At 62.1% G+C, this 16,369-nt stretch carries 14 protein-coding genes and 1 tRNA gene; 13 read left to right on the top strand and 2 right to left on the bottom strand.

The features are described 5' to 3' along the window. Window positions 1–22 precede the first annotated feature (22 nt). Together KZ498_RS17305 and artA are read left to right on the top strand one after the other, a co-directional pair. A complete protein-coding gene (locus tag KZ498_RS17305) occupies window positions 23–2,755 on the top strand; it encodes a BGTF surface domain-containing protein (protein ID WP_312620404.1) in 2,733 nt (910 codons plus the stop codon). 146 nt (window positions 2,756–2,901) lie between these two features. Beyond that, window positions 2,902–3,903, top strand: coding sequence for an archaeosortase A (gene artA, locus KZ498_RS17300; protein ID WP_312620402.1), 1,002 nt, complete (start codon window positions 2,902–2,904; stop codon window positions 3,901–3,903). Between the two features lie 6 nt (window positions 3,904–3,909). Here artA and dph5 read toward each other — a convergent pair whose 3' ends face one another. Next, the gene (gene dph5, locus KZ498_RS17295; protein ID WP_312620400.1) at window positions 3,910–4,689 is read right to left on the bottom strand and encodes a diphthine synthase; all 780 of its coding nucleotides are present in this window, start codon (window positions 4,687–4,689) and stop codon (window positions 3,910–3,912) included. Between the two features lie 75 nt (window positions 4,690–4,764). Here dph5 and KZ498_RS17290 point away from each other — a divergent pair, with 75 nt between their 5' ends. The 11 genes from KZ498_RS17290 to KZ498_RS17240 all read left to right on the top strand — a co-directional run bounded on the left by KZ498_RS17290 (window position 4,765) and on the right by KZ498_RS17240 (window position 14,698). After that, on the top strand, window positions 4,765–5,745 hold the full coding sequence (locus KZ498_RS17290) for a class I SAM-dependent methyltransferase family protein (RefSeq protein ID WP_312620399.1): 981 nt from the start codon (window positions 4,765–4,767) through the stop codon (window positions 5,743–5,745). A gap of 46 nt (window positions 5,746–5,791) precedes the next feature. After that, window positions 5,792–6,043: a hypothetical protein gene (locus KZ498_RS17285; RefSeq protein WP_312620397.1), complete on the top strand. Its 252-nt coding sequence runs from the start codon at window positions 5,792–5,794 to the stop codon at window positions 6,041–6,043. A 61-nt stretch (window positions 6,044–6,104) separates the two neighbouring features. Further along, window positions 6,105–7,652 carry a DASS family sodium-coupled anion symporter gene (locus KZ498_RS17280; protein WP_312620396.1) on the top strand — a complete coding sequence of 516 codons (1,548 nt, stop codon included), beginning with the start codon at window positions 6,105–6,107 and terminating at the stop codon, window positions 7,650–7,652. 143 nt (window positions 7,653–7,795) lie between these two features. Further along, a complete protein-coding gene (locus KZ498_RS17275; protein ID WP_312620394.1) occupies window positions 7,796–9,118 on the top strand; it encodes an amino acid ABC transporter substrate-binding protein in 1,323 nt (440 codons plus the stop codon). A 5-nt stretch (window positions 9,119–9,123) separates the two neighbouring features. Next, window positions 9,124–10,011 carry a branched-chain amino acid ABC transporter permease gene (locus KZ498_RS17270; RefSeq protein WP_312620393.1) on the top strand — a complete coding sequence of 296 codons (888 nt, stop codon included), beginning with the start codon at window positions 9,124–9,126 and terminating at the stop codon, window positions 10,009–10,011. Next, window positions 10,008–11,072: a branched-chain amino acid ABC transporter permease gene (locus KZ498_RS17265; protein WP_312620392.1), complete on the top strand. Its 1,065-nt coding sequence runs from the start codon at window positions 10,008–10,010 to the stop codon at window positions 11,070–11,072. Before KZ498_RS17270 ends, KZ498_RS17265 begins: the two co-directional genes overlap by 4 nt. After that, the gene (locus tag KZ498_RS17260) at window positions 11,065–11,850 is read left to right on the top strand and encodes an ABC transporter ATP-binding protein (RefSeq protein WP_312620391.1); all 786 of its coding nucleotides are present in this window, start codon (window positions 11,065–11,067) and stop codon (window positions 11,848–11,850) included. The genes KZ498_RS17265 and KZ498_RS17260 overlap by 8 nt, the downstream gene beginning before the upstream one ends. A 2-nt stretch (window positions 11,851–11,852) precedes the next feature. Then, window positions 11,853–12,602 carry an ABC transporter ATP-binding protein gene (locus KZ498_RS17255; protein WP_312620390.1) on the top strand — a complete coding sequence of 250 codons (750 nt, stop codon included), beginning with the start codon at window positions 11,853–11,855 and terminating at the stop codon, window positions 12,600–12,602. 3 nt (window positions 12,603–12,605) lie between these two features. After that, window positions 12,606–13,019: a universal stress protein gene (locus KZ498_RS17250; protein ID WP_312620388.1), complete on the top strand. Its 414-nt coding sequence runs from the start codon at window positions 12,606–12,608 to the stop codon at window positions 13,017–13,019. 78 nt (window positions 13,020–13,097) lie between these two features. Further along, window positions 13,098–13,171, top strand: a tRNA-Thr gene (locus tag KZ498_RS17245). A 96-nt stretch (window positions 13,172–13,267) separates the two neighbouring features. Beyond that, window positions 13,268–14,698: a hypothetical protein gene (locus tag KZ498_RS17240; RefSeq protein ID WP_312620386.1), complete on the top strand. Its 1,431-nt coding sequence runs from the start codon at window positions 13,268–13,270 to the stop codon at window positions 14,696–14,698. Between the two features lie 45 nt (window positions 14,699–14,743). Here KZ498_RS17240 and KZ498_RS17235 read toward each other — a convergent pair whose 3' ends face one another. Then, a complete protein-coding gene (locus tag KZ498_RS17235; RefSeq protein WP_312620384.1) occupies window positions 14,744–16,300 on the bottom strand; it encodes a hypothetical protein in 1,557 nt (518 codons plus the stop codon). Between the last annotated feature and the right edge of the window lie 69 nt (window positions 16,301–16,369).

Below are 16,369 nucleotides of genomic sequence, written 5' to 3'. Positions count from 1 at the left end.
GCCCGATAGCAATAAACAAACTATGACAGGAAATTCAGATAAGGTTCGCAGCCTGTTCCTCACGGCGCTGATGGTCTTCTCGGTATTCGCCGGGACCGTCGCGTTCTCCGGTGGCGCAGCCGCCGCCGCGAACGTCAGCGTCGGACAGGCAGCAGAGTACGATGACGGAACGGTCGAATTGGCATTAAACGCTTCAACCGACAGTGCAGTCGGGTCCGGAGATATCATTATCTTCATCGACGGAAACCAGAATCCGAGCAATTACGCCTCGAGCATCTCTGTCGATGGGACTGATGACGGGACGACTGGACGCCTCCAGTTCAGCCTGGATCAGGACGTTCAGCCGAACCGGAACCTGACCGTCAAGGTCACCGGCCTCAGCGGTGGTAACGGCAATGTCACCGCCGAGGACATCGATGTGACGTCCCAGACGATCGCGGCCGACGACACCCCGGGCGACACGAACGCTTTCCGCGGTGAAGTCCTCGCGATCGAAGAAACAGGTGCTAGCTCAAGCACCAGTATTTCTGTCGAGGACAGTGACGGTGCTGTCGTCATACAAGACACCTACACGGCCAACAGCGAGGTGTACACACTTGATACGAGTAATCTCGACACCGGTGAGGAGTACGAGATTAACGTCGGCGGCGGTGCCGTGGATGAGAACGTCACCATCAGCAACCTCAACCTACAGGTGAACATCGACGATGATGTCGGCGAAGGCGCCAACATCGACGACACGGACAACCTCGCGGTCAACGTGTCGACGAACCGTGGTGGCCAACCGGCCAACGCGACGCTGTTCGACGAAGATGACGATAAGGTTGCCACGCAGATCAAGAACCTGCAGGGTAACAGCAACGTCGTGTTCAACTTCGGTAACCAGAGCGCCGACGACAGTCCGTACTACGTCGAAGTCACGGACAATCAGACCGGCGTCTCTGCACAGTCCAACCAGATCAACGTCTCCGAGTCCGATGATGGTGAGGCAAGCTTCGAAACCTCGACCGTTCAGGACGAAGTCGGTGACGTCGTCAACATCACCATCCAGGTCGACAACACCGAAGACGCTGTGATTAATGTCGGTAGTGAGGCAGACGACAACTACTACATCCAAGGCCAGCTTGAGGACGACGACGGTGATGGTGAAGTCACTGTTCAGTTCAACAGCTACACCGCTGGAGACTACAGCAACAGTACGGTCCTCAGCGTCCCCGGTGACGACGACATCGACAACATCGAAGAGGGTGGTGACTACACGAGAAGCGGCCTCAACGGAGAAACGCTCGAGGCCGGCTCGTACTCGATGAACGTGACTGCGGGGACGTCCCCGGACGTCACCAGTCCTGACGCAGTTGGGACGCTCCGCCTCAACGAGAACTCCGTTGAAAGCATGCAGACGTGGGCCGCACCAAGCGACGCTGACATCACCGATGACGATGTCGACGTTTACGACCGAATCGGTGTGAACCTCACGCAGTCGGATGACATTGCCGCCGAGGACGTCGTCGTCCACCAGATTGAGGCATCCGGTATCGAAGGTGCCATCGAATACGAAGATGTCGACAACGGCGCCAGTGGCACGACGGCAGCGTTCTTACAAGCTGTTGACGCTGACGGTGACGCCAGTGGCACCGGTACCGCCGGGTTGACACTCTATGTCAACCGGACTGACGTCGGTGCCAACGCCGACGCTGACACGCTACAGCTCAACAGCTCCAACGTAGATGTCGTTGAGGACGCAGACAACAACACCTACTTCGTCGCTGTCGATACGAGCGGCGTCACGTTCACCGAATCTGGTAAAGACCTCGTCGATGAGGAAGACACGAGCATCAACGCTACCTTCGCTATCAAGGACTCCAGCCCGATGTCCGACGATAGTGCAAGCGCCAGCGCGCTCTACACCACGTCCGAGCGCGACGCTACGCTGAACCTTGACGACAGCGGCGTCGTCACGGTTTCAGCCGCCGCCGGGCAAGAAGTGACCGGCGATACGAACGTCGCACCCGGTTCCACGCTCGAAGTCGAGATGGAGTCCGAGAGCGACGCGAACCCGTTCGTCCTCCGTCCGGAAGCTGACGTCGGGCCTAACGGCACGTACACTGCCACGGCCGACTTCAGTGAGTACTCCGCTGGGACGAACTTCACCGTCCAGACGCTCGACATCGACGGTAGTTCCGACTTCAGCGACGAGGAAGACGGACAGATCGTCGCAGCCGACACGGCCACTGTGAGCATCAGTGACCAGGAATCCGACGGTAGCGAAGTCGTCGTCGACAGCGCGCAGCTGTCCGAGGGTGGCTTCATCGCCATCCACGCCGGTAGCGCATCCGGCGACGTCGTCGGAAACTCTGACTACCTCGAGGCAGGCAGCCACGAGGACGTCACGATCACGCTCGACGAGCCGCAGGACGAGGACTTCACCGCGGTTGCGATGCCGCACCTCGACACCAACGGCAACGAAGCGTACGACTTCCCGGACGCTGACGGTCCCTACACCTCGAACGGCACGGCTGTCACGGACAGTGCGAACGTGACCATCGTCGAGGAAGAGCAGACCGAAGCTCCGGACACCGAGACCGAAGCTCCGGACACCGAGACCGAAGCTCCGGACACGGAAACCGAAGCGCCGGAAACCGACATGAGCACTGAAGTCGAGACCACCGCAGAGGAAGGTCCCGGCTTCACGGCAGCCATCGCGCTCATCGCGCTGGTCGCCGCTGCGCTGCTCGCCGTCCGACGCGACAACTAACCGGAACAGTTCCGGTCCCTGAACACCGTTCTTTCTTTCGTGCGCTACGCCGGTAGCGGCCGCGCTGCCGGGGGTCGGTCTGACGAGGACACCGCACAGTAGCGCAACGACAAAACATATACGCCGGTTTGGCTAACGTACGAGCAATGAGTGAGACAGTCCTGCAAGCGGGTGTCGACATCGCTGGACTGTCCTTTGACCCGGTCACCGTCTCGGAGCCGCTGATGTGGCTCGTCCTCGCGACGTTCCTGGGGAGCGTGGCCATCGCCCAGTACGACCAGCGGCTGGCCCGACCCGTCGGGACGGTCGGCTGGGTGGTGTTCGCGGCGTACTGGCTCGTCCTGGCGCCGCATTTCATTCTGATACAGAAGAGCGTCGTCGAGGGACTTGGAAGCGTCATCGCCGTCCCACTGTCGCTGTACACCGGCTACCTGCTCTGGAACGGCCGGGAGTCGCTGCTGGTGTTGACCCGGGCTATCGGCATCATGGGCGTCATCTACGTCCCCTTCCTCACCATCGGGCCGCTCCGCCAGACCATCATCGAGATCGTCACCGGCCAGGTCACCTTCCTCATGACCCTCCTCGGCCACGATCCGGTCGTTGTCGACGGACTCTCGCACAACGGCGTCGACATTGCGTCGAAGCAGTACCCCTACGAGAACACGTTCTGGTTCGACGGGACCGAGCGGCCGATAACGTACACCATCATCCTGGCCTGTACGGGCATCGGAAGCATCTCAATCTTCGCGGGCGGGATACTGGCGGTCGCGGCGCCGTGGCGGCGGAAGCTCCGCGTGCTGGTCGCGGCTGTCGGCATCATCTACGTGCTGAACCTGATCCGGAACGTCGGAATCGCGCTGGCCTTTGGCCTCCAGAAGGCGCAGTTCTTCCCGGAAACGGTCATGGCGCTGTTCGGTCTCAGCGATGCACAGCTCGTGTCCTACTACATCGTCGACCGGATGCTGGCACAGTTTGGCTCTGTCATCGTTCTCGTCGCCCTCACGTGGCTGTTGATGCGGGAGCTACCCGAGCTCACCGTGATTGTCGAGGACCTCCTGTTTCTGGTGACCGGTACGGAGTACGACCTCGGGCCGGCGTTCGAGAAGAACCAGTCGGAGGCCAGTCCCGCGGCGCCCGGCGACGACTGAGCGGGGTTACTCCAGGTCGGCGCCAGCGAGTGACTCCAGTGCGTCCGCTTCGAGCGGATGGAGCGAACCGGGTATCACGAGCAGGTGCAGCGGGTCGCCAAACGTCCGCGTGGCGAGGTCATCGAGCGTACCCGCGACTACCAACGGGTCCGGGCTGCCGGCCCTGGCCACGACGACGCCGAGGGTGTCCGGGAACGGCGCCGACAGCATGGCGGCGGCCTGGCTGGCAGTCATGTACGTGTCGTCGCTCTCGTCCCAGTGGGGGTCGTCGACCTTGATGTCGAGGTAGACCAGCGTGTGCAGGTCCCGGGCCCGGTTGTCCTCGATGGTGGCGACGACGCTGTCCGGAACGCCGTCACCGCCGTGGGCGGCCTCGAACGGGAGCGTCGTAGCTTTCCCGAAGCGGTAGTTCTGCAGGCCGGTCAGCGAGCCGGCGGCGGTCTGTGCGGTCGTTCCGTGGACGATCCGGGTCTCGATACCCCGGTCCGCGGCCCGAAGTCGGAGGTCGGTGTGTGTCGTCGAGACCATCGTATCCCCCGCGGTGCAGAAGGCGACGTCCTCGCTCTCGGCGGCTGCGAGAATCGGTTCGGGGTCCTGCTCGATGCCGGCTCGGTCCCTGAGTTCGATATCCGTGTCCAGCTCGCTCTCCAGGGTTTCGAGGTCGGTGCCGACCAGCCGGCTCGTGTAGAACTCGGCGAACACGCGGTCGGCATCGTGGATGGCGTCGCGGCCGGCGACCGTGACCGAGCGCTCGTCGTAGAGGCCCAGCCCGACGAATGTGAGCATATCCGGAGTGGGTCGCCGCCGGGGATAAAGGGCGCGAAGCGTCAGGCTTACCGCCCGCGGTCGGGGAGTGGGAGTATGGGCGTTCCCTGCGTTCGCGTTCCCCGTGAGGCCGGCGAGGAGACGCGTCAGCGCCTCGCCGAGGCGGACCTCGTCGACGACGGCTACGACATCACGGTCGTCGACGGGCAGCTGTACGTCCCCGTCACCGACCCCACGGCGGTGCCGGCGGAGCTCACTGTCGTGGAGTCCGACCCGCCGGTCCGCGAGGGCCAGACGATGCCAGCCGACGGACTCGACTTCGACCCGAGTTACGAACGCATCGGCGACGTCGCGATCGTCGACGAGGACGACGACGAGCGGGCCCGGACGATCGCCGACGCGATTATGGCCTCGGACCTGCCCGTGCGAGCGGTGTTGAACCGCGCGTCGAAAATCAAAGGCGAACAGCGGGTCCGGGACTGGGACGTGCTCGCCGGGGAAGGAACCGCGGTCACCCACCGGGAGTACGGCTGTACGTTCGAACTCGACCTCGCCGAAGTGTACTTCTCGCCGCGGCTGGCGACGGAGCGCCACCGCGTCGTCGAACAGGTCGACGAGGGCGAGCAGGCCTTCGACATGTTCGCGGGCGTCGGCCCGTTCGTGGTCCCGTTCGCCAAGTGCGGGGCGACCTGCGTCGGAACCGACATCAACGAGACGGCGATCGAGTACCTCCGGGCGAACGCACGGCGCAACGGCGTCGCCGACCGCGTGACGGGTATCTGTGGCGACGTGCGCGAGGTCGCCGTGGAGTACGAGGGCTGGGCCGACCGGGTCGTGATGAATCTGCCACACAGCGCCGACGAGTTTCTGGAGACGGCCGTCGGCCTGGCGGGCGACGACTGCGTCCTCCACTACTACGACATCCAGCACGAGGACGACCTGTTCGGTCCCGGTGAGCAGGCGATCCGGGCGGCCGCGGAGCCGACCTACGACGTGACAGTCGAGACGCGCCACACCGTCCGGTCGTACGCTCCGAAGGAACACAACGTCGTTCTCGACGTTCGGCTGACGCGTTAAGACGAACCGTTATATTCATTCGTCTGATGGTGGGGGATAGTAGCAGATGGAGGTGAGCGTCCCCGACGACATCGACATCCACGACATCTCGCCGACAGCGTGGCGACTCCTCCGCGTCGCGGCGGGGTTCGGCCAGCGCGAGGTCGAGGTGGAAGTCGACGACATCATGCAGGCTCACATCTCGATGCTGGAGAACAACAACCGGAGTCTCTCGGAGCAACGACTCGAGGTGCTGTTCGAACTGTACCACTCGGAACTGACCACGGAGCAGGTGCGCGTGCTGGTTTCGAACTTCTAACCATGACCGAACAGACATTCCACGGACGCCGAGACGCGGCGGCTGACCAGCGGGGCCGGCCATGACCTGGTCGGGTCGGGCGCAACCACAGCGGACAGCAGTGGCGATCGCCGTCGCGCTCGCCTCGACGGCCGCGATAGCCACAGTCCCGACACCGCCCGGACTCGACACGGCCGCGCAGTACGCGCTGGCGACGATGGCCTTTGCGGCGATTCTCTGGGTGACCGACGCCCTGCCGCTCCCGGTGACGGCGCTGCTGATACCGGTGTTGCTGACGGTGTTCGGTATCTACGCCGACATGGAGGCCGCGCTCTCGGGGTTTGCCGACCCGCTCATCTACCTGTTCGTGGCCGGGTTCATGCTCGCGAAGGCGCTTCAGACCCACAACATCGACCGCCGAATCGCCCTGCACCTCATCAGCTGGATGGGGCGCTCACCGCGACTCCTCATTCTGGCGATCATGGTCGCGACGGCGTTTCTCTCGATGTGGGTGTCGAACACCGCGACGACGGCGATGATGACGCCGGTCGCACTGGGTGTTCTCGCCGAGGTCGTCGGCCGGGACGTACCCGACGGCGAGGCCTCGAACATGCGTATCGCGACCTTACTCGGAACGGCCTACGCGGCCAGCGTCGGCGGGGTCGGAACCCTCATCGGCACGCCGCCCAACGTCGTCGCCGTGGCGTTTCTCGACCGACTCATGGGCGTCGAGATATCCTTCGTCCAGTGGCTGGCCGTCGGGCTCCCCATCGTCGTGTTGACGCTGCCGCTGACGTGGTACGTCCTGACCTTCTGGCTGTACCCCCCGGAAGTCGAAGACGTGAGCGGGGCGAAAGCGCAGGCGCGAGCGTACCTCGAGGAGGAGGGGACGCTGTCCCCTCGCGGTCGGCGTGCGGCGGCCATCTTCGCGGCGACGGCGGGCCTGTGGATACTTGGGGGGCTCGGATTCCTGTTCGAGGGCCTTCTCCCCGGCCCGGTGTTCGTGACGCTGTTCGGCGGCGCGGGCGAGACGGTGTTCGGGCTGACAGGGCACCGCGGTATCCTGTATTTCGTGGTGGTCGGACTGCTAGCTATCCCGGCACTCGTTCTCTCGGGGGCCGACGACTGGGAGAACCTGGTCGACATCGACTGGGGGACTATCATCCTGTTCGGCGGGGGCCTCTCGCTGGCGGACGCGCTGGCCGAAACCGAGGCGACGACGTGGCTCGCCCGCACCGTCTTCGACGCGCTGGTCGGCGCGCCGCTGGCCTTCGTCGTGCTTGCCGTCGTCGTCTTCACCGTGCTGGTGACCGAGCTGTCCTCGAACACGGCGACGACCACCATACTCGCCCCGGTCCTCATCGGCCTCGGGAGCGTCCTCGCCGGCACGCTCGGCGTCGAACCGGTCCAGGCAGCCGTCACGCTGACGGTCACCGGAGCCATCGCGGCGAGTTTCGCGTTCGCGCTCCCCGTCGCGACGCCGCCGAACGCCATCGTTTTCGGCAGCGGCCACCTGAAGCAACGGGACATGATACGGGCCGGCGTCGTGTTGAACGTCCTGATGACGCTCGTCCTCACTGGGCTGGTCCTCGTCTCTTTCGCGGTCCTCTGGCCCCGCGTACTCTGGTAGGGTCTCCTCCAGTACAGCTTGTTTCCCGGTAGTAGTTATAACTATGCTGACCTTCTCGGCGGTGTATCCTTAACATTTAATAGGGTATGTGACAACCGACCGTACAGGCCGTGTATCATTGATACACGACCGCCACACAACCTATGACTGGAAAACAAGACCGACGCGCGTTTCTGAAGGCGGCAGGAAGCACAGGTGTCCTCGGACTGGCCGGCCTCGCTGGCTGTTCGGGTGATGGCGGCGACGGTAGCGGTGGCGACGGTGGCGGCGACGGCGGTGGAGACGGCGGCAGCGACGGCGGGTCCACCGGAGAGAGCGGCAGTGGAACGAACATCATCAAGCTCGGCGGCTCGATGAGCCTCACCGGTGACAACGCTGACCTCGGGAAGTTGTACAAGGACGCTTACGAGCTGACAATACAGCGAATCAACGAGTCCGGCGGCATCGAGGCCGGCGACGGCAACACCTACGAACTGGAGATGGTTCTCCGGGACGACGGGACCGACGCCTCCCAGTCGAAGTCGATCTACCAGGAACTCATCGACCGCGAGGGCATCGACTACCTGCTCGGACCGTACTCCAGCACGGTGACCCTGCCCGCGAGCGCCGTGGCCGCACAGAACCAGAAGCCGATGGTCGAGGGCGGCGGCGCGAGCCCGGAGATCTTCGCACAGGGCAACGAGTGGATCTTCGGCCTCCTGCCGACGGCGAACAAGTACGCAAAGAGCTACATCGACATGTGCCTCGCGCAGGACTCGACACCGGAATCCATCGCGATTCTCGCGGAAGACGGCACGTTCAGCCAGTCGACCGCGGAGGGCGCCCGCAACAAAATCAGCAACACGGACCTGGAGCTGGTCGTCGACCAGACGTTCCCGTCGGGCACGTCCGACCTCTCGACGAACCTGGGCCGGGTTCGTGACAGCGATGCTGACATCCTCCTGCTGTGTGCCCACCAGAAGCACAACATCATCCTGGCCAACCAGATGGAGAGCCAGAACGTCAACGTCGACGCGGCGATGGGAACCGTCGGCAGCCTCAACGACTCGTTCAAGGACGAGGCCGGCGCGAACGCCAACTACATGTACGGGCCGTCTTCGTGGGCCGTCAACGCGAACTTCGACGACCCGGTGTACGGCAAGACCGGCGACTTCGTCTCGGCTATCGAGGAGAACTACGACTACACGCCGGACTACCACAGCGCGGCCGGCGAGGCAGTCATCCTCACCTACATGAACGCCTTCCAGAACGTCGACGAACTCGGCCCGACTGCGGTCCGGGACCAGATACGGCAGGCCGAGTTCTCGACGGTGTACGGGACCGTCGCCTTCGACGACAGCGGCGTCATCGACAAGAACATGCTGGTCTACCAGTGGCAGCCCGACTCCGGCCTCCAGATCACGTACCCGGAGAACGTGGCGCAGTCGGAACCGATGTACCCGATGCCCGACTGGAGCGAGCGCTGAGAGCCATGGCTGCCACCCAATTCGTCGTCAACGGCCTGCTGGTCGGTGCGCTGTTCGCAGGCGTGGCGGTCGGATTCGCGCTCATCTGGGGCGTCGTCGACATCATCAACCTCGCCCACGGCGAGATGGTGATGCTCGGAGGATACACCTCCTACTGGATGCTGACGCTGGTCACGGGGAACGCGGAGGGGTCGCCGCTCCTGTTTCTGGCAACAGTGCCGGTCGCTATCGCGGTGCTGTTTGGCATCGGCTACGCGCTCCAGCGCACGCTGGTCTCGCGGGTCATCGGGACGGACATCTTCCTCACGCTGCTGGTGACCTTCGGCGCGAGCATCGCCATCCAGCAGCTCGCGATACAGGCGTGGTCGGCGAACCCGCGGTCGATCCAGGTCAGCTTCGCGAACCCGTCGATGTCGATCGCGGGTATCGTCGTTCCGAAGATGAAACTCGTCGCCTTCGCCGGTGCCATCGTCCTGACCGCGCTCATGTACGTCTTCCTCCAGAAGACACGGACCGGCCGAGCGATACGGGCTGTCTCGCAGAACCCCGAGGCAGCGGCGCTGGTCGGCATCGACGTCGAACACACACGTGCGATGACGTTCGGCGTGTCTTCGGCCATCGCTGGCGGCATCGGCGCGTTCATCGCCGTTATCCTGAACGTGCAACCACAGATGGGGCTCATCTACACGCTCAAGAGCTTCATCATCGTGGTCTTCGGCGGCGTCGGGAGCATCCCCGGCGCGCTCATCGGCGGCCTGTTGCTCGGGTCCGTCGAGGAACTGGTCGCCGGCTTCGCCTCCTCGCAGTGGACGCTGGCCGTGAGCTTCTCGCTGCTCATCGTCCTGCTCATCCTCAAACCGAAGGGCCTGTTCGGCAAGGGGGCTGAGCAATGAGCACGACCGACGAGGAGTCAAGCGGTGTCCTTCGGTCGATTCTGCCGCCGGAGCAGGTCGACCGGTTCCTCGGGACCTGTGACGACTACGGCTGGCCGCTCCTCGGCATCGGCGCGCTGGTCGCGGCCTCGTTCCCCGTCCTCGGACTGCAGGGCGGTTACTACATGACGGTGCTCACCGAGATGTTCCTGTTCGCCATCCTGGCGCTGTCCTGGGATATCGTCGGCGGACAGACCGGCTACCCCAGTTTCGGGAACATGGCCTTCTTCGGTATCGGCGCGTACGCGACGGCGATTCTGACCAAGGACTTCGCCCTCGCGTTCCCGGTCGCGTTCCTCCTGGCCGGCCTGCTCGCCGTGAGCTCCGCGGGTATCATCGGCGTCGTCGTGCTCAGGCTCCGCGGGCACTACTTCGCCATCGCGACGCTGGGTGTCCTGCTGGTCGCCCAGCAGGTCTCCCGCATCCTCGACATCACCGGCGGCGCCAGCGGGAAGATACTGCTCCAGACGCCGTCCGCCGAGACGTTCTACTATCTCTTCCTGGGCGTCCTCGTCGTCGAGATGGCACTCGTATACTACCTCTCGGGGACGCGCTTTGGCTTCGTCCTCAACGCCATCCGCGACGACGAGGAGAAGGCCACGGCGATGGGGTTCAACACCACCTACTACAAGACGGCCGCGTGGATGCTGGCCGGACTGTTCACCGGGTTCGCCGGTGCGGCGTACAGCCTCTTCAACACCTTCATCGACCCGCAGACGGCCTACAACGGCGCCTGGAACGTCGAACTCATCGCGATGGCGCTGCTGGGCGGGTCCGGGACCGTTGCCGGCCCGGTTATCGGCGCCTTCGGCCTCCACACCATCATCGAACTCGTGGAGACGTTCGCGGTCGGGTGGCAGCTCGTCCTGCTCGGTGGGGCCGTCATCGTCACTGTCATCGGCTTCCCCAAGGGCGTCGTCGGAACGCTCAGCGAATACGCCAGCCAGATGGACTACTACAAACACGGCGGTATGGCCGCCACGGACACTGACGACGGATCGGAGGTGAGTGCCGATGAGTAAAGCGACGAGCGGCCCGGCGGCCGAGGCGGACAGCGACCGTGCGGTGCTGCGGACGGACGGCGTCACGAAGCGCTTTGGCGGTCTGACTGCTGTCGACGACGTGGACATCGAGATACACCGTGGCGAAATCGTCGGCCTCATCGGGCCCAACGGTGCCGGCAAGTCCACGCTGTTCAACTGCATCACCGGGACGCTGACGCCCGACGAGGGCCGGGTCTACCTCCAGGGCGAGGACGTGACGGACTGGCCCGAACACAAGATCGCGCGGGCCGGCCTGGGCCGGATGTTCCAGGAGACCCGCATCTTCGGGGACATGACCGTCCGGAAGAACTTGCTGCTTGCGGCCCAGGAGGGCGGCGCTGGCGTGTCCAGTCTCATGCGTCGCCCCGACAGTTCCTTGCTGGCTCGAACAGACGAACTGCTGGACTACGTCGACCTCGGTGGGTTAGCAGAGACCCGCGCCGGGCGGATGAGTTTCGGCCAGCAGAAGCTGCTCGAGTTCGCGATGGAACTGATGTCGGAACCCGAGATTCTGTTGATGGACGAACCGGCCGGGGGAATCAACCCCTCGATGCTGGGGAACCTCATCGACTACATCCGCAACGCCAACGAGGAACAGGAGTCGACAATCTTCCTCATCGAACACAACATGGACTTCGTCATGGACATCGCCGACCGCATCTACGTCCTGGCCCACGGCGAGCGCATCGCCGACGGGACGCCCGAGGAGATACAGAACGACCAGCGCGTACTCGACGCGTACCTGGGGAGGGAGTGAGTATGGCGTCCACACCAGACGCGAGCGCCGACTCCACCGCCGACCCGATCCTCCAGATGGAGAACGTTACGGCCGGCTACGGCAACACCACCGTGTTACACGACGTGAGCATCGCCGTCGAGGACGGACAGGTCGCCTGTCTCATCGGCCCGAACGGCTCCGGGAAGTCCACGCTGATGAAAAGCATCTACGGCTTCGCGGACGTTCAGTCCGGAGCGGTGTCGTTCCGCGACCAGGAGATTACCGGTCGGTCCCCGCAGCAGAACCTCGCCAACGGGATGAGCTACGTGCTGCAGGACGCCAGCGTCTTCCCGGGGATGAGCGTCCACGAGAACATGCTGATGGGCGGCTACGTGTTCAACGACGACGACCGCGCCGCCGCCCGCGCCGAGGAACTGTACGAGGAGTTCCCGGTGCTCGCCGACCTCCGGAGCCAGTCGGCCGGCACCCTCTCGGGGGGCCAGCGTCGCCTGCTGGAACTGGCCCGCGCGCTGATGGTCGAACCGGACGTGATGATGCTCGACGAGCCGTCTATCGGGCTCGAACCCAGGTTCATCGACGACGTGTTCGAGCGCATCGAGCAACTCAACGACCTCGGAACGACCATCCTGCTCGTCGAACAGAACGCCGAAAAGGGGCTCTCCGTCGCCGACCGCGGCTTCGTGCTCGCGAGCGGCGAAATCAAGTTCACCGGCACCGGGACCGAACTGCTTAACGACGAGGAAGTCGGACGCTTGTATCTAGGAGGATAACCCATGTACACGATACTTCTACCAGTCGACGCCGACGAGGACCGCGCCCGTGGACAGGCTGCCTTCGTCGCGGAACTACCGTCCGCCGACACCGACATCAAGGCCATCGTCACCCACGCACTGACCAAGGAAGAGGCGGAAGCGCCAGAGGAGCTACGAAACGTCGAGCGCATCTCGACAGTCAAGCTCGTACGTGACTACCTCCGAGACCACGAGGTCGAGGTGGAACTGGCCGAGGGCCAGCAACCGCCCGCGGACGGCATCATCGAACTGGCCGACGAGTTCGACGTCGACCAGATCGTCATGGGGTCCAGAAAGCGGTCCCCGACCGGTAAAGCGGTGTTCGGGAGCGTCTCCCAGCAGGTCCTGCTCGAGGCCGACGACCCGGTCACCGTCGTCGGGTCCCGAGCGGAGTGAGAACGTCTCTCCCGGTAGTCCCGATTCGCAATCCTTATTGCGGTTATGCGTCCAAGCACTGATGTACGCGAGCGCGGCGCCGGTGTAGCTCAGACTGGCAGAGCGAATCCTTCGTAAGGATTAGGCCGAGGGTTCAAATCCCTCCACCGGCTCTCCTCATTTTGTTTACAATCCCACTACTTAACCCCGTATAGCGGTTTCGAAGATTCATATCAGAATAATATTATCGGTCGGGTGGGGTGGTCGGCGTGAGCCACGCCGACGACGTCCCAGCTCACCCACTTCTTGAAGGGCTTCTTGGACGCCCGCAGGACCGCGCAGGCGGCTGTCAAAGACCCGGGGGGCCGCACACCCCTTGGGATGCGCCCTGGCGCGACACCGCCCGCGAAGCCGATAAGACCCGGCTCTACCGCTACACCCTGGATTCGCCGGAAGGAACGCCGCTATCGAAGGTCGTTGCCGACGTCTTCGGTGACGGCCCCGGCGACTACTCCAACACTGACTATCAGTTGGCCCGTCGGTTTTTCGAACGGCACGACTGTTTCCTAATCGCCCGACGTGGCGGGAATCTGTGGGTCGAACCCACCCCAGATGCCTTTCACTTGACCGCTGTAAGCAAACGGCAAGAAACGCAGACGGCGTCGGGATCGGGCTGTCAGACGGGACGCGACGGTGACGGCGGGAGTGGTCCGGGGTCAGCGAAGGACCGCGCCCAGGGTCTGCTGTCGTCGGTGTCGACTATTGGGAGCGACAGCCTCCACGCCGATATGCTGGGTGAACTGGCGACGGAACTGGAGTCAATCGACGGGCGGTACAACATCTTGGAGCGGATTCGGGGGACCGGCCCTGAGTACCTGCTGTGTCCGTACAAGAATCGGTTCAACAGTCAGGACAGGGTGGCCGACTTACGGACGTCCTGGCGTCGTGCATGGCGTCGTGCGGCCGATCAGTACGACGACGCTGTTTGCCTGACCCTGACGACGGACCCGGGGATGCACGACTCTGTGATGGATGCGACGGCGTCTCTGCTGGAGAACAAGAACCGACTGGGTGAGTGGTTGGCCTACGATCCGAAGAGCGACGACCGGCCTGATCGCCCGGGGTTCCGTCCGACGAACGTCTACGCGCTGGAGTTCACTGATTCCGGATTGCCGCACCTGCACGTAGTTTACTTCGGCGTTCGATGGCTGACAACACAGGCGGCCTTGTCCCGCTACTGGGGCGACCGACAGGGAAGAGTCGTTCACGTTCGCCGGCTGGCAAAGCGTGGTGATCGGTTCGTGATGCCGATGACGGCTGACGGCGACGACCGCGACCCGCGGACGGCCAGGGGCTATCTGGGGAAAGCACTGGGGACGCTGGATACCCTGGCCGGGATGCGGCCCGGAGAGGTATCAGACGCAGTCGACCGACGACGGGGGGACGCGGTTGGTGGGGGCGTTGACCTCTGGAAAATGTCACTCTACTGGGCGACAGGAAAGCAGTTCTGGGGTGGGTCGCCGTCATTGACGACGGACGAAGCGGATGATGGGGATGAAAAACCAGGGGTTGACCTGACGCATATCCCCTGCTATCGGTTCGTCGGGTCGGCCCGCTTCGAAAACATCCCGGGACATGTCCGTCGAAATGCTCAGGTTGTTAGAACTAATTCACTTATGAGATTACCACCACCTCCTTGACCTATTTCGGTCCTTTCCTTCCAAACCACAGATCGGTCTGTGTTGTCAGGAATCCCATTTTTGCGGATCGTAATCCCCGTTCCGCCAGTCTCTGCGGGTTTTTGGTTTCATCGGTATCGGTCTATGGTCTATGGACGGGACATCTGTGGACTCAAGATGCGTGTTGATTTCGCGCGCCAAGAGCTCTGATACAAAATGGTCAATATCTTCTGCTCTTTCTGCTGATACTGTTTCCATGTCATGTACCACCTTGTTCCGCTTTTTCCGATGTCGATCTAATTCTGAATACAAGTCATCATCGATGACTCCCGTGATCTCGGCTAATTCGATTCGATGGCTGATGAACCAATTATGTCCTTGAATCGTTTCACGCCTATCTCGATTCACTTCGTACTCATCCCTAAGGGTTCGATTGAGAAGTTCCTCAATGTGTTGTTCGATAATGTTCCAATTCAACAGAAATGACGCCGTATATTCGTCGTCGATAAAGTGAGTATGTGCCTGTAGATGGAGTGTCACCCGTTCACGCAGGTCTTCGACTTCGAACACGACTTCCGTAGCACGTAATAGATACTCGATTAGTTCGACACTGATCAGACTTCGCTCATGGTCAGCAGGACCTGACTCCCCATGCCACAATTGGTTCCTTCCTGATGGCGTAGACAATTCTGCATGGCTATTGGCAAAACCGTCTGGTCCGGCTTGGCCTGATATGAACTCTCTTGGTTGTAGTGATCTCCACTGAAAATAATCTCCGTAAATCCCGATCCCGAAAAAGGTATTCAACAACTTTAGGATACGGTCGCCATCGTCATCTAAAACCGCTAGCAGGCCATCTCTGAATGCCAAGAAACCTTTACCAAGAATTTCATCTTGATATACAACCTCGTTTTCTCGGAAGTAGGACCCCCAGACCTTTTCTTCAAATTCTCTTTCTGGAGGGCTATCCACCCATACTGCAGGGTATATGAATCCTCCACCCGCCGGCTGAGATTCCATCTCTTCATCTTGGTTATCAGGTCCGGAGCTACTATCGTCACCAGATTCGGGCTCTACCTGAGACTCTTCATCTGATTCTGATTGATCATCATCGGAGGTGAGTCCACCGGGTAGGTCAAAATCGACTACGTTACCGACTAGAACATGATATGAACTATTACCCCAGATTCGCTCCCCTTCCAAGAAACGGATATGTGATGACGAAAAGTCGTTGAAAATCGATTCCTCAAGCCGACCGACCAACTTCGATATGACGATAGCCAATGCGTCCTCCCTAATTGGTTGCCGTCCTGGGGGTGTTTTGAGAGCCTGAGGAGGTAGTGCCTGTCGCCATCTATCTTCCTGACCCACGGTAGCAACTTCTTCGATGAATCGATCTCCTTCATACGGCCCGTTGATCGTGATTTCCTTATCAGACCGATTTCTGTCGTGAGTGACGATTACCGCCTGCCCTTCGATTGGCTCTTGAATCCAGAATACCTCTACCTGTGCTGGCGAATTGAATTCTTGGAGTCCGTGGAGTGGTGAACCCTCATTTTCCCGTATCTGGTCGATGTATGATTCCCACCAATCCTCGACATCCTCTGCTGTAGTCTCTGACATTGTATCACATGATATTGCAGCATCCTGAACCTTTTTCGGGTTATCAAATACCGCCACCAGGCGTAATCA

The sequence above is a fragment of the Haloarcula sp. 1CSR25-25 genome (genome assembly GCF_032027985.1).
Classification (GTDB): domain Archaea; phylum Halobacteriota; class Halobacteria; order Halobacteriales; family Haloarculaceae; genus Haloarcula.
This window is presented reverse-complemented; position numbering and strand designations above follow the sequence as displayed.